Source organism: Paludisphaera rhizosphaerae, assembly GCF_011065895.1.
In the GTDB taxonomy this organism is placed as follows: Bacteria; Planctomycetota; Planctomycetia; order Isosphaerales; family Isosphaeraceae; genus Paludisphaera; species Paludisphaera rhizosphaerae.
Genome location: NZ_JAALCR010000037.1, coordinates 12,825 through 27,841, shown reverse-complemented (window position 1 = coordinate 27,841; position 15,017 = coordinate 12,825). Strand labels below are relative to the sequence as shown.

Genomic DNA, 15,017 nt, shown 5'->3' with positions numbered 1-15,017 from the left:
TCAGGAGGCGAATCATGTCGGTCGGCGATCCTTCGCTGAAGGAAGAGGGCCAGTTGGCCGACTTCCTCAAGCGAATTCAGCAGGGCGACGAAGGGGCCGCCCGCGAACTCCTCCAGCGGTATGAGCCGGAGGTCCGATTGGTGGTGCGCAGGCAGCTCCCCAGGCTGCTGCGATCGCGGTTCGACTCGCTCGACTTCCTCCAGAGCGTCTGGGGAAGCTTCTTCCGCCGGATGCGCGACGCCCCCACGGATTTTGAAGATTCTCGACATCTTGTCGCCTTCCTGGCCCGGGCTGCGAAGAACAAGGTAATCGACGAGTACCGTCGCGCCGCCAGCCTCAAGAACGACATGCATCGCGAGGAGCCGCTCTGGGGGGACGGCCGCCGCCCCAAGGAGGTGGCCGATCCGATCGACTCGCCCAGCGAGGTGGCCCAGGCCCACGAGGCGCTCGACCGCCTGAACGCCCTGCTGCCCCGCGAGCGTCGGACGATCCTGGAGCTGAAGGCGCAGGGACTCTCGAGCAAGGACATCGGCGAGCGCCTGGGGATCAGCGAGCGGACCGTCCAACGTGTGCTTGAAGACCTGAGGCGGCGCATGGAGTCGGAGTGGGAGCCGGCCGGATGAGCGTTGGCGCCTGGGGGCGGACGTGGGAGGACGCCTCAACACCCTCCGCGGCGCGCCTTACACGACGATACGAGCAGGCCTGGCGCGAGGCCGACTCCAACGGCTCGCGCCCCGACCCCCGTGCGTTCCTCGCCGGCTGGCCCGAGCCCGGCGGGTTCCCCGGCGCGCGGCTGGCCATCCTGCGCACCGACATGTCGCTCCGGTGGGAATCAGGACAACGAGCGTCCGCCGACTGGTACGCGGAACGCTATCCCGAGCTGGGCGAAGACACCATCGTCGCCCTGATCTACGAGGAGTTCTGCCTGCTGGAAGAGGCCGGCGAGGCCCCCGAGCCAGACGCCTTCCTGTCCCGATATGAGAACTTCTCCGGCCCGCTGCGGCGCGTGCTGGACATCCACCGGCTCGTCGGTGCAGGCTCGGGGTCGACGGGATCGCACGGCACGACGACGACGACCGACGACGACCTCGGGGGACGGCCGAAATTTCCCGAAGCCGGCGACGCCATCGCCGGTTTTCAGCTTGTCGAGGAGTTGGGCCGAGGCTCGTTCGGGCGGGTCTTCCTGGCACGCGAGACCCAGCTCGCGGATCGCCCTGTCGCCCTGAAGGTCAGTCTTCGAGGCTCCCGCGAGCCCCAGACGCTGGCTCGGCTCCAGCACACGCACATCGTCCCGGTTCACTCGCATCGCGTGGAACCGGCGACCGGGCTGCACGTCCTTTGCATGCCTTACTTCGGTCGCGTGACGCTGTCGAGGCTGCTGGACGAGGTCGACAGGGCCGGCGGCGAAGGGCCCCCCAGCGGTCGCGCTCTGGTCGAAGCGCTCGACCGCCTGGAGCCGGACGCCGCCTCCACAGGCCCCTCGGCGGGTCGGACCGAGCTAGCTGCGCGGACCTTCCCCAGAGCCCTCGCCTGGTGGGGGGCCCGTCTCGCGGAGGCCCTCGGCCACGCGCACGAGCGCGGCGTCCTGCACCGAGACGTCAAGCCGTCGAACGTTCTGATCGCCTCCGACGGCACGCCGATGCTCCTGGACTTCAACCTGGCCCACGAGGCGATCACCCCCGACGGCGGGCCCGGAGCGGCGGCGAGTCTCGGCGGCACGGTCGACTACATGGCCCCGGAGCACCTGGAAGCGCTGGCCGAGGCCGTCGGCGATCACGTCGACGCTCGGTCGGACGTCTTCTCGATGGGCGTCCTGCTGTTCGAGGCCCTGCTGGGGGTGAAGCCGTTCGCCCCGCCCCGCAAAACGTCGTCGGTCGTCGAGGCGCTTCTCGATTCGGCCGACGAGCGGCGACGCGACCCCCACGGCCTGTTTCCGGACGAAGTCGACGTCCCTGCGCCGATCCGCGCGGTCCTCGAACGCTGCCTGGCTCCAGCGCCGGACGACCGCTACCAGACGGCCGAGGAACTGGCCGCCGACCTTCAGGCCGTCGCCGACGACTTCCCGCTGATTCACGCGCGCGAGCCCCTGTGGAGCCGGGCCGCCCGGCGGATTCGCCGCAACCGCTTCCGGTTCGCGACCGCGGCCGTCGTTCTCATCTCCTGCGGCGCGGCCGGCGCGGCGGCGATCAATCTGAGCATCGAGCGGACCGATCGCGCGGCCCAGGCGGACCGTCGCCTGGAGGCGGGCGACGAACTGATGCAGAAACGTGATTTCGAGACGGCCAAGCTCCAGTACGACGCGGCGCTTCAGTTCGTGGAAGGCCCCAGCCAGAACTTTCTGACCCGCGTCTTCGACCTGCGGAACGTCCGTGATCTCGCCGAGCGACTCCGGGTCCGGCTTACCGAGCCCCACGCCTACAACGACCTGGAGCGCCGCGCGGACGACGCCAACCACAAGTATCACCTGGCTGAGCGGTCAGCCGAGAAACGCCGGCAGGCCGAGGCCGTGCACGCCGCCGCCGAGGATCTGCGGATGCGGTTCGTCGGCGTCGCCGAAGGCCGCGCCGTCGCTGCTGAGAAGCTCCAGGCGCTGCTGGAACCTTTCTACGTCCTGGGCGCCAAGGACTGGACGAAGCTCGACCACAACCTGAGCATGCTCGACCCGGCCGAGCTCGATCGCCTCAAGTCCGAGGTCAACGAGTTGCTCTTCCTCTGGATGGTCGGCGTCGAGGCCTCCCTCCCCGACCCCACGCCTGAGCGCAACCCGGTCCGGGAGAAGACCGTCGCACGAGCGATCGAACACTGCGATAAGGCTCTCCGGTTCGTCGACTCGCCGGGCCCCTGGCGCGAGCTGCGACGACGCTTCGAGGAGCGGCTCCCCAATCGGCCCGAAATCGGACGGCCCCCGATCGAGCCTCGCCCGGAGGACGAGCGATCGGCCCTGGCCTGCTTCCAGCGCGGGTTGTTGCATTCCAGCCGCCACGAACTGGCGCCCGCCATCCTCTGGCTGCGGCGGTCCGTCCTGATCAACTGGTCCAACTACTGGTATCAATACTATCTAGGCTATCTGGAGGACCAGGCGGGCCTGGACGACGAGGCTCTCAGGCACTACGACGTCGCGAAAGGCGTGAACCCCGACTCGCCGTGGGTCTTGTTCAGCCGGGCGCGTCTCTGTCGCAAGCAGGAATCGTGGGCCGAAGCCCTGAAGGAGCTGGAAGCCTCGCTGGCGAAGATGGGCGAGCGTCCTGAAGCCGCGCGAGTCCGGTTGGAGTTGGGCTACGTTCGCCAGAGGTTGGGCGACGTCGTTGGCGCGCGACGATGGTACGGGGAGGTGATCGAGACCGATCCGGACGGCGAGTTGGCCCGAGCGGCGCAGCTCAACCTTGCCAACATCTACGCCGAATCGGGCGACGTGGCGCGAGCGCAGGAGATTTTCGGCGAGTTGTTGACGCAGAACCCAGGCGACGTCGCGGCGAGACGGAGCCGAGCGCTCCTCGACCTTCGTCTGGGCCATCCCGATTCGGCCGAGGCGGCGCTGGAGTTGCTCGTTGACGGCGAGACTCGCGAGGACGAGCGGAGCGACCTGCTGGCGATGCGCGCGATCGTCCGGATGATGCTCAGCCGTCGGGAAGAAGCGGTGGTCGACGCGGTCGAGGCCCGTCGACTCGACCCGACGCCCGCGCGTGACCGTCTGGTCGACAGGGCCCTGCTCGCCGCCGGCCGCTACGACGACCTCCAGATCGACCGCCCCGAGGACCTCGCGCTTTTCCCGGTCGGCGGCCCCCGGCTCCGCGCCGACCTGGTCACGGCCGAGCGCCGGATCGCCGCACTCGCCGCCGCTCGTCCCGATGTCGCGCACCGGCTGCGACTCACCCGATCCGTGATCCTGGCGACTCTCGGGCGACACCGTCAGGCTCGGGCCGCCGTCGCCGAGGCCCTGGCGGATTCGAGCCAGAATTCAGCCGAAGCCCACCTGATCGCCGCGCGGGTCTCCAGCTGGGCGGGGGACGATCGCGAGGCCCAGCGCCAGGTCCGGCTCGGGCTCAAACTGGCGCCCGACAATCCCGGCCTGCTGGAACTTCGCGGCGTCCTGAAACTTGGCGGGCCTGCACCCGAGTCCGCTCTCGACGACCTGGACCTGGCGGTCTCGCGGTCCGACGACGTCTACGCTCGGATTCATCGAGCCCGGGCGCTACGCCGTCTCGGCCGGACGCAGGACGCGGCCCGCGAATGGACCCTGGTTCTCCGCCGCGACCGCGAACGGGCTGACGCTTACCTCGGCCGGGCCCTTTGCTTCATTGAACTCTCGCCCCCCCTGATCGAGCCGGCACTGGCCGACCTCGAACAGGCGGCGGCCTGGTCGGACGAAGATCCAGCGACCGACCTGGGCGTGTTGATCGCCTACGCCCGTTGCCTGACCGCCCGGCCCGATCGCCTCCCGCGTTGGCTGGAACTCGCCCGCCGGACGACCTCTCACGCCCTGGCCCGGGTTCGTTCGACGCCGCCGTCGACGACCTCCAGCGGCTGACCCACCGCCGCGTCAGCGCGAGGGCCGAAACTCGACCACGGCGGTCTAATCTGAGATGAAAGACGCCCAGGGAGGCGTTGAATGGGAAACCCGGCGGCAGACTCGGGCACCGCGGAGCGCGGGCTGGATCCGAGTTACGATCCTCCGCCGCCTTTCGCCGCCCTGCGCCGGAGCGGTCGGGTTCTGCGAAGCAGCTTTCGACGAGCCAGGGCGACAAGGTCGGGATAGAGCGGCCCAGACGCCAGCCCCAGGCCGATCAGGAAGCCCACGGCCCGCGTCGCGAGACCGGCGCGGGCGACCTCGGCCTGACGCTCGCGGGGAGGATCGTCGGCCGCGTCGACCAGAAGCTCTTCCGACTCGGCGTCCCGGTCGAGAGAGGCGGCCAGAGCCAGCGCCTCCGTCCGGGGGTCGATCGGTTGGTTGCCGGCCAGGAGGATCGGCGCGCCGGTTCCCCCCCTCGATTCGGCGATCGTCGCCCCGTCGTCCTCTCGTCTTGCCGCATGGCTCGTCGCCCGGCGGCTTCGGAGATTCAGAAGCAGGTCGAGATCGAGATCCCCCCCGAGCGCGTCCAGAACGTCGCCGGCTGGGCGATCCGCACGTGAGACCGGAGGAGCGGGATCGCCGGCGTAGGTCGCCAGAACGGGCCCCAGCGGCGCGGCCGTCCGAGAGACCAGCGGTCCCAGGTAGACGGAAGGAGGATCTTCCTCCAGCTTAGCCAGTTCAACTCCATCCTCTTCGGACTGGGCGACCTCGTCGACCCGCGAGTCCGCCGCCTCCTTCGTGTTGGAGGAGGCCGTCCCCGGGCTGGAAGAGGACGTGGCCGCGGACGACGTCGAGGCGTCGGTCGTCGTCGGGAGCGTCGTGATGAACGAGGCTCCTCCCGAGGAGGAGGCGCCCGTCGCGACCCCGGAGTTCGAGACCACGTCCGTCCTCAGGATGCTGATCTCGTAGTTGGACGATCCCCACGACGAGGGGAGTTGGACGTTGGTGAGCGAGTCGGAGTCGTCGCTGCCGCCGTAGTAGGTCCCTGCGTCGTCGCCTCGAACCAGACGCATGAACAACTGGCCGCCGACGGGAGCCCCGTGGATCGAGATGTACAGGACCTGCTCCGAGCCGTTCGACATGAACTTGACGCCGGAGATCGCCGCCAGCATCTCGCCGTTGGCTCCGATCAGGTACAGCTGATCGATCTTGGGAGTGGTGAGCTGGCCGTCGGCGCCAGGTCGAACGTCGACGGTCAGCGTCTGAGTCGTCGGCCCGACGGGGATGCGGAAGGCCACCGAGTCCCTGTCGGCTTCGATCGCGCCAGCGTAGGAGTAGCTGCGCGTCCACGGAACCTTCGGAAGCGTTTCCAGTTCTGCGGGGCTCGGCGGACCGGTCAGCGTTTCCACGATCGGGGAGCCAAGCGTGGCGGCGGTCGTCGACGGTGCGAAGTTATCCGTGCGCGAAGCGTCCAGCGCCTCATCTTCCGAGGACTTTGAGTTCCCCTCGGCGTCCTGAAGGTCGATGCCCGCCGCCGAAAGGATGTGGCTGCGGATAGCGTCGGCCTGAGCTTTCAGGATGGGTGAGATGGGTCCGTTGATCGAATCGAACGGCCTCGAAGCCAGAAAGGTCGGCTGAGCGTCGGTCGGAGCGACCTCATTCTTCGGCGCAGGAGGACCCGACGTCCCCTGGTCGGCCGAGGAGTCTCCCCATCCCAGGGCGATTTCGGACGCCGGAGGGGGAACCACGAAATAGAGCGACTCCGGCGGAGGCAGTCGATCCTGGGTGGTTTCGGAGTCGGCGTTCAGGAGCACTCGCGGCTCCAGCGTCTCAATGACGCCGATGCGAGGAGATCCGCCACGGCTTCCGCCGCGAGAGACAGCGCCGCGACGATCGTGCGATCGGCGTCCTGCCGCACCCAACCTGCGCCAGAATCCATGCACGCTTATCGCCACCCTCGGTCTCCGTCCGCAGGTCTTCGTCGCGAGTGGATCGTCACCGAATTGTAGAAATTCCCACGGGTCTGTCGAGCGGAGTTGCCGACTGTCTTCGTTTCAGTTCGTTAAGCCCCGCGACTCCACGGCACGAAAACAATTCTCCTCATAGACGGCATTCGAAACCTGACGCCAGGGGGCGACACGGTTTAGTCATTTTCGCCGAAAACGCCAATAACGCACACACCCAACCACGCACTTGCGCGAGTTTTCAGGGTCTCGACTAAGAGGGGCCGGACTGGCACGTTGAACCAACGGGACCTGGCTGCGTCAGTCGACGAGCCTGGGTACGTCGGAACCCGCGGAGCCGGGCCGACGTCCAAAGACAAGGCGTTCGGCCCTCGATCGCGCCGCCCCTCTCTCGCTCTGAACCATTCGGAGGCCGTTTCCATGCCTCTCTTCTGCACATGGATTGGGTCGCTTGTCGCCGCCTCTCTGACTGGGGTGATCGCCCCCGACGACGTGAAAGGCGCCCCACCGGCCGCCGCGCCGACGATCCCCGGCGAGGTGGTCGCGGCCTTGCAGGAACGCCGATTCGCCGAGGCTCGCGCCGAGCTGTCGGCGCTTCGAGGCAAGGCGAACGGCGACGATGAGCAGGCTTACCTGGAATTCCTCATCGCGATTTCCGACCGCCTGGACGGCCGCCGAGATCCGGCGCGGGAAGGGCTCCGCAAGGCGATGGAGGCCCACCCGAAGAGCGTCTGGATCCCCAAGATTCGCTACGAGCTGGCCACCCTGGAGCTGGCTGCGGGCGACGCCGTCCGCGCCGAGGAGCTGGCGCGAGCCTCCGCGATCCCGCTCCTGGCCGACGAACGCAAGGATCGGCTGGCCGACGTCTATAAGTCGTTCGCCCGGGGTCTCCTCAAGCCCGACGACCCCGTAACTCCCCCAGATCCCCAGGGCGCTCGTGAGCTGCTGATCCAGGCTCGATTGCTGGCCAAGGGAGCCGCTGCGCGGGGCGACCTGACTGTCGAGATCGCCCGAGTCAGCCGAATCCTCGGCGACCATCCTCGCGCCGTGACCGAGTTGGAAGCTCGACTCAAGGACTTCCCCAACCTCCCCGGACGCTCGGCCGCCCGGCTGATGCTGGGCGAGGCTCTCCGAGACTCCGGCCGCCCGCTGGACGCCCGTCTCGCCTGGACCGACCTGGCCCGCGACGTGGAGCGCATGAAGCCGGAAGCCCGAACCCCGGCCGATGACGACGCGCGAGCCCAGGCCCTCGCCCTGATCCCCGCAACCTACGGCGTACCGAACCCGCCCGACTCCCAGAGCCTGACGCTGGGAGTCGCCGCCTTGAAGCGGTTCCTGGCCGCCTATCCGACCCACCCCCGAGCGGTCCGCGCGGCGTACGAGATCGCCGCGTCCTATCTGGCCCGGAACCGACACGAGGAAGCCCTCGACGCCTTCCATCGATTCCTTACTGGAGAAGGCTACAAGGCCGAGACGGACGAGGCTCGCAAGGATCTGGCCGAGCTGTCGATGACGGCCGCGTATCAGGTGGGCGACGTCCTTCGATCGCAGCTTCGGTTCGACGAGGCGGTCGCCGCCTGGCAGGGATATCTGGCCAAGTACCCCGACGGTCCCCAGAGCGCGGACGCCCAGCGAGCTATTCTGTCGGCAAAGCTATCCAAGGCCCAGGATCTCGTCCGTCTGGGTCGTTTCGGCGACGCCCGCGCTGCCTGGAGCGAGTTCGTCGCCCAGAACCCTCTCGACGCCCGCGTCCCGGAGGTCCTCTTCCAGATCGGTTGGAGCCACGCCGAGGAGAAGCACGACGACGAGGCGATCGCCGCCTGGTCGACTCTCCTCGGTAAGTTCCCGGACACCGAGCCCGCCGCGCACGCTCAGTTCCTCACCGGCACAATCCTGGAGGAACGAAAGGGCAAGCTCGCCGAGGCCGTCGAGGCCTACAAGAAGATCAAGACGCAGCCGTGGGCCATGCAGGCGGCGCAGCGAATCGCCGTGATGGAATCGACGACGCTGACCGTCGTCACACCGCGCAGCTTCCGCACTGGTGAGACGGCGAATCTCCAGATCTCCACAAGGAACCTGGAACGGCTGACGTTCACGGCCTACAAGCTGAACGCCGAGGCGTATTTCCGCAAGAAGCACGGCTTCGAGAACGTGGAATCGCTCGACATCGGCCTCGTCGCCCCCGACGCCGAGTGGACCGAAGACGTCCCCGGCTATGCCCGGTTCAAGCCGGTCTCGGTCGACTACGCGTTGAAGAAGCTGGAAACGCCGGGCGTCTACGTGGTGAAGGTCACCGACCAGAAGACGCTCCAGGCGACGACCCTGGTGGTCGCCAGCGACCTCGACGCCATCGTGAAAACGTCCCGCGATCAGGTGCTCGTCTTCGCCCAGGATGCGAAGACCGGGAAGGGCCGACCGAACGCGCGGGTTTTGATCTGCGACGCCGGCCAGGTCGTCCTGGAAGCCGCCACCGGCGCGGACGGGGTGTTGCTGCACGACTGGTCGCCGGCTCGCGAGGCGAATCGCCGGCTGACTTATCTGCTCGTCGACGGCCCGCACGTCGCCGGGTCGAGCCTGGGCGTGCGGGCCGAGGTCTCACGAGGGCTGGCGCCGCGGGCGTTCATCTACACGGATCGGCCCGCATACCGCCCTGGGCAGACGGCCCTGATTCGAGGCGTCGTCCGCGAGGTCGCCGCCGGCCAGTACGCGAACACTCCCGGGGCATCGTACCGCTTCGAGGTCGTCGACGCCTCGGGCCGTCGGATCGCGGCTCGTGACGTGACGCTCTCCGAATTCGGCACCTTCCATGAATCGGTCCCGATCGACTCGGCGGCTCCCGTCGGCGGCTATCAGGTGCGCGTCTTCCAGCCAGGGAAGAGCGAGTTCTCTGGTTCGTTTCAGGTTCAGTCGTACGTGCTTCAGCCGCTCGACCTGGCCTTCGACCTGCCCCGAACGGTCTACTACCGCGGCGAGACGGTTGAGGCCGACGTGATCGCCCGCTTCCAGTACGGCGCCCCGGCGGCCGACCGGCCGGTCGAGGTCTCCTTGCCGGACGGGCGGAAGGTCCAGGGCCGGACGGACGCGAACGGCAAGTTCCACGTCTCGTTCCCGACGGAGAGTCTGGCCGAGGAGCAGCAAATCGTCCTGGTCGCCGTGCTGCCGCAGGACGACGTCCGGACGGTTGCCCAGCTCTCGATCGCAGTCAAAGCGTTCTCGACCCAGGTGGAGACCGACCGAGCCGTCTACCTGACCGGCGAGACGTTCTCCGCCCGCGTCCGAACGACCGACGCCCTGGGAACGCCCACGCCTCAGGAGCTGTCGACCGCGCTCGTGAAGGTGGTCGTCGACCACGGCAGGACCGTCGAGAGAGAAGTCGAGCGAAAGGCGCTCAAGACCGACGCCGAAGGCCGCGGCGCTGTGAGTTTCCGATCCGACGACGCGGCGGGCGGCCACTTCCTGGTCCGGGTCTCAGGAACGGACCGCTTCGGGAACTCGGTCGTCGCCGACCGACCGCTCTTCATCTCCGGCAAGGACGACGAGACGACGCTTCGGCTGATCGCCGACCGAACCCGGTACAAGGTCGGCGAGCCCGCCCGGGTGAACCTGCACAGCCGAGGCCGCGCCGGCACAGCGCTCCTCACATGGGACGCCGACCGCATCCTCTCGTATCGGATCGTGACCCTCGCCGAGGGGGACAACGCCGTCTCGTGGGACGTGGACGGTCCCCAGTTCCCGAACTTCACCCTGACGGCGACGCGGATGTGGCGCGACAAGCTCGACCACGCCCGGCTCGACGTGGCCGTCGAACGCGACCTGCGCGTGACCGTGAAGCCGACGAAGCCCCAGGTCGGTCCCGGCGACCCCGTCGAGGTCGAGGTTACGGCGCTCGATCAGCTCGGCCGTCCCGTCAAGGCGGAGCTGTCGCTGGCCGTCGTCGATCAGGCCCTCCTGCGGCGGTTCGCCGATCCGCTGCCCCCCATCGGTCGGTTCTTCTACGACCAGACGCGAGTTGGCGCCTTCGCCGTTTCGTCGACGAACACCTTCCGGTACGCTCCGGCCACCACGGCCGTCTCGCGGGCGGTCGTCGACGAGGCCGAACGGCGAACGGCCCTCGCCGCCAACGCGGCGGGACGGACCGATGTCGGTCGATCCCTGGAAGGGCTCGTCGCCGCTGCGCCGGCCGCACCGGCACCCGTCGGCATGATGGGACCTGGCCTCGGCGGCCGTCGGGGCGGCATGGCGGCCGGGAAGCCGGCTGCGGGGGCCGCGTTCTCGGACAACTTCGCCTACGAGCCCAAAGCGGAGGAGAAAGCGAAGGATGCCGACGACCAACGCGGCGAGGGGCGGATGCTTCGCAAGCGGGCCCAATTGGGAGAAGACGCCGACCGCTCCACCCTATGGGGCGTGAACGAAGCACCCCGAGAGCAGTTCGTCGAAACGGCCTACTGGAATCCTGCTGTCGTCACGGGCGAGGACGGCAAGGCGAAGGTGACGTTCCCCGCGCCTTCAGCGATGTCGGAGTATCGGATCACGGCCCGAGGCGCCACCGGCGCGGATACGCTGGTCGGCGAAGCGTTCTCCTCGGTGACAATCCGCCGCGATTTCTTCGTCGAGTTGAAGGCCCCCCCAGCGCTCACCCAGGGGGACAGGCCGCGGTTCATGGCGCGGATCCACCACATGGGTGTCGCCGCCGGCGCAGCAGCCCTCAAGCTGACCGCTGGGAGCGGCGGCCGTGAGCAGGTCCTCCCCAAGACGGTCGAGCTGAAAGGCGACGGCGTCGAGGAGGTCCTCTTCGACCCGATCGAAGCCGGCGAGGGGGAGATGAAGTTGACGCTCACCGCGACGATCGGCGACCGCTCGGACCGGGTTGCGGCCGAACTGCCGGTGCGTCCCTGGGGCGTACAGACCTTCGCCTCGGCTTCGGGGTCCAGCAGCGACGGCGCCACGGTTTTCGTCGGCCTCCCCGGAGGGCGGTCTTATGAAAACCCGGCCATGCGAATCGTCGTCTCGCCTAGCCTTGAGCGGATGATCGTGGAGTTGGCCCTGGGCTCGGACCTTCGGCCGTTCGAGAGTCGCAAGATCATCTGGGGATGCTTCCCTCCCCCGACGACCGCCGATCGCGCCGCGGATCTGCTCGCGGCGACCTCGGCCCTGGACTATCTGCGCAAGGCCCGCGCCGGCGACTCGGGCGACGCCCGACGACTCGTCGGACGGATTCAGGGGCTCGTCTCTCAGTTGACGGCCTCCCAGCGCGATGACGGCGGTTGGGGATGGATGGCGGCGGCACCCGATCGACCCGAGAACAACGCCCAGGTCTCGGGGAGCGACCGCTACACGACGGCCTCCGTCTTCTGGGCGCTGGCGACGGCCGGCGAACTCGGCCTGCTCCCTGACTCATCGGTCCTCGACAAGGGCGCGGCCTGGATCGAGGCCGCGATCAGCCGCGTCGACAGCCGAGACCGCGACGCCCGCGCGGCGCTGCTGCACGCCCTGAGCGTCCGCAAGCGAGCCGGCTTCGAGGCGGCCAACAGCCTCAATCGCGAGCGTCAGAATCTCTCGAACGCCGCGCTCGCACATCTGGCGCTGACGTTCGCCAACCTCGGGCGTCCGGAGCTGGCGGCCGAATCGCTGGCGATCCTCGCGCCGAGGGCGAAGACTGAGACGCCTGCGCCGGGCCGACGGCCGCGGCTCTACTGGGAAGGCGCCAATCAAGCCGCTGGCCTGCGGTCGACGGCCGAGACCACGGCGCTCGCCTGCCTGGCTTACGCTCGTACTCGTCCCCAGGCGAACGAGTTGGCTCAGGGGGTCGAGTGGCTTGAGGCACACCGGTTCGGCCTGGGGTGGAACCCCGTCAAGGCGAAGGGGCCGGCCGTCGCCGCGCTGGCGGCGTTCCACGGTAAGACGACCGGCGGCGGCGAGCGGTACAAGCTCACCGTCGTCGTCAACGACCGCAAGGTCTCCGAGATCGACGTCGCCGGCGCGGCCGAAGCTCAGGAGATCGCCGTCCCCGTCGAGGCGATCAAGGCCAACGACGCCAATCGCGTGGCCTTCACCCTGGAAGGCCGGGGGACGTTCCACTACTCGGTCGGGCTGACGGGTTTCACCCGTGAGTTCGGCCCCGACCAGGACCGTAACGGCCGCATCGCCTGGGTCGATCGCCGCGTCTACTGGCCGGCCGAACCTGAGCTAGACGGCAAAACGCTCCCCGTGGGCTTCTCGGCTGCGGTGAACCCGTCGACGTTCGAGAACGTCGCCACTCACGCAGCCTACGGCGGCCGGGCCCGAGTCGGGCTGGTCGTCTGGCGGAACATCCCTTCCGAGACGCCCGTCTGGGACCGCGATTTCCTCGTTGTCGAGGAGCGACTCCCCGCCGGGACGACGCTGATCGAGGGGACGGTCAAATCCTCGGCCGCGTCCTACACGCTGGCAGACGGCGTTCTGACGTTCTACTTCCCGCCCGACGTCAACCCTGGCGGCATCCAGTACGACGTCTTCGGCTGGCTCCCCGGCAAGTACAAGACGCTGCCGGCGTCGGTGCGGAGCATCGACGAGCCCGGGCGGTTCCACGTCGGCGAGCCCGGCTCGTTCGGCGTCCTCTCCCCCGGCGAGCCCGACGACGACAAGATCCGACCCACGCCAGACGAACTTTACGCCCGCGGCAAAACCCTCTTCGACGCCGGCCGCCTCGCCGAGGCCGCCGCGCCGCTGGAGTCGCTCTACACCGACTGGACCTTGCGCGACGACGTCGCCAAGGACGTCTCGCGGATGCTCCTGCTGATCGACATCGCCCATTACGACGCTCGCAAGATCGTCCGCGACTTTGAGGTCGTGAAGGAACGCTCGCCTGAAATGATTCTGACGTTCGATCAACTCCAGGTGATCGGCCGGGCCTATCGCGACATCGACGAGCACGAACGGGCGATGATCGTCTGGCGCGGGCTGATCGAGGCCGGCTACGTCGAGGACGCCCGCGTCGGCGAACTTCTCCGCCAGCGCGGGGAGCCCCTGGAGGCGACGGCCTATCTCGTCGACCTCTGGCGGCAGTATCCAAACACGCCGTCGATCGAGACCGACTTCTTCGGGCTCTCTCAGGTCGTCGCCGACGCCGCGACGCGGTCGATCGACGATCCGACTCTGCGACGGAAGCTCGCCTCGGCGGGCGTAACGCGGTCGGGCCTGCTGCTGCACGCGGCCCGGATGATCCAGACCTTCCTGGCCCAGTCACCGACCAATCCGATCGCCGACGAGGCCAGCCTGGCGCTGGTTGGAACGTTGCTGGAGTTGGAAGACTATCCGGCCGTCGTGAAATCGTCGGCCCGTTACGCGGCGATGTACCCCCAAAGCCGGTTCCTGGACGCCTTCCAGTACAGCCAGGCTCTGGCCGACTTCCATCTCGGCCGCTACGACGAGGCCGTGAAACTGGCGGAGGCAATCGCCAAGGCGACATACAAGGACGCTTCCGGTGCCGACGTCTCCAGCCCGAATAAATGGCCGGCGGTCTTTATCCTCGGCCAGATCTTCGACGCCCGCCTCATGCCGACCAGGGCCCTCGAATACTACCGCCAGGCGGCCGAGCAGTTCACCGACGCCGCGGACGCCGTCGCGTACTACACCCGCAAGGACCTGAAGGTCGATGAGATCACCGTCGTCCGCCCGCCCGCCGAGCCGGCCGTCGCCGGAGGCGGCCTGCGGAACATCGGGATCGCGCCCGATGCCGCCGCAACCGACGGCAAAGCGCAGATCAAGCTGACGTATCGCAACATCGCCAGGGTCGACGTCACGGTGCACCCCGTCGACCTGATGCAACTCTACCTGGCCCGCCGGAACCTCGACGCCATCGCTGGCGTGGATCTTGCCGGCATCACGCCGCTGTTCGAGCAGTCGATCTCCCTGGGTTCGGGCGACGACTACGAGGACAAAACGAAGACGATCGACTTGCCACTGACCAAGAACGGGGCGTACCTGGTGATGATCCGCGGCGGCGACCTCTACGCCTCGGGGGTGGTCCTGGTCAGCCCGCTCGAAGTCGATGTTCTGGAGGAAGCGCCGGCCGGCCGGCTCCGGGCCGTCGTCCGGGACGCCCGCACCAAGGCTCCGGCCAGCCGAGTCCAGGTGAAGGTCGTGGGCTCGGCCGATCCCGAGTTCCGCTCGGGAGAGACCGATCTCCGCGGCGTCTTCGCCGCCGAGGGGCTGCACGGCCAGGCGACCGTCGTCGTCCGCAAGGGGATTTCCGAATACGCCTTCCATCGCGGCAAGGCGTACCTGGGTCCACAACCCGAACCGATCGCAACGCCGGGTTTGATCAGGGAGCAGCGAGACGAAATTCAGAAGGGGGTGAACAACGTCCCCTTCTCCCCGAACCAGGCCCTCGACGCCAACATCCAGTCGCTCAACCGGGGCAACAACCTGAAGCAGATCGAGCGGCTTCAGAATCGCTACGCGGTTCCCGCCGAACAGCCTCCCGGCGCGGCCGCCGGCGGGTTCCGTTGATCGAGTCGGCCGGGCCCGACGACTCTACCGTCGGGCCCGGCCATGGTATCGAT

The 15,017-nt window shown here is 68.3% G+C and carries 4 protein-coding genes; 3 read left to right on the top strand and 1 reads right to left on the bottom strand.

Annotated elements, in window-relative coordinates:
- Nucleotides 1–14 precede the first annotated feature (14 nt).
- Together G5C50_RS28405 and G5C50_RS28400 are read left to right on the top strand one after the other, a co-directional pair.
- Complete coding sequence (locus G5C50_RS28405; protein WP_165074531.1) at nucleotides 15–623, top strand: RNA polymerase sigma factor; 609 nt, start codon at nucleotides 15–17, stop codon at nucleotides 621–623.
- Nucleotides 620–4,528 carry a serine/threonine-protein kinase gene (locus G5C50_RS28400; protein ID WP_165074529.1) on the top strand — a complete coding sequence of 1,303 codons (3,909 nt, stop codon included), beginning with the start codon at nucleotides 620–622 and terminating at the stop codon, nucleotides 4,526–4,528. Before G5C50_RS28405 ends, G5C50_RS28400 begins: the two co-directional genes overlap by 4 nt.
- A 134-nt stretch (nucleotides 4,529–4,662) precedes the next feature.
- On the opposite strand, the gene G5C50_RS28395 is transcribed toward G5C50_RS28400, so the two are convergent.
- The gene (locus G5C50_RS28395; RefSeq protein ID WP_255487575.1) at nucleotides 4,663–6,453 is read right to left on the bottom strand and encodes an LEPR-XLL domain-containing protein; all 1,791 of its coding nucleotides are present in this window, start codon (nucleotides 6,451–6,453) and stop codon (nucleotides 4,663–4,665) included.
- Nucleotides 6,454–6,894: 441 nt separating this feature from the next.
- Between G5C50_RS28395 and G5C50_RS28390 the strand changes: the two genes are divergently transcribed.
- Entirely contained in the window at nucleotides 6,895–14,964 is an 8,070-nt protein-coding gene (locus G5C50_RS28390) for an MG2 domain-containing protein (protein WP_165074525.1), read from the top strand.
- The last annotated feature ends 53 nt before the right edge of the window (nucleotides 14,965–15,017 follow it).

What these genes read in the sequence shown, in the direction of transcription:
- G5C50_RS28405 (WP_165074531.1), top strand. Translation starts at nt 15, where the DNA reads ATGTCGGTCGGCGATCCTTCGCTGAAGGAAGAGGGCCAGTTGGCCGAC.
- G5C50_RS28400 (WP_165074529.1), top strand. Translation starts at nt 620, where the DNA reads ATGAGCGTTGGCGCCTGGGGGCGGACGTGGGAGGACGCCTCAACACCC.
- G5C50_RS28390 (WP_165074525.1), top strand. Translation starts at nt 6,895, where the DNA reads ATGCCTCTCTTCTGCACATGGATTGGGTCGCTTGTCGCCGCCTCTCTG.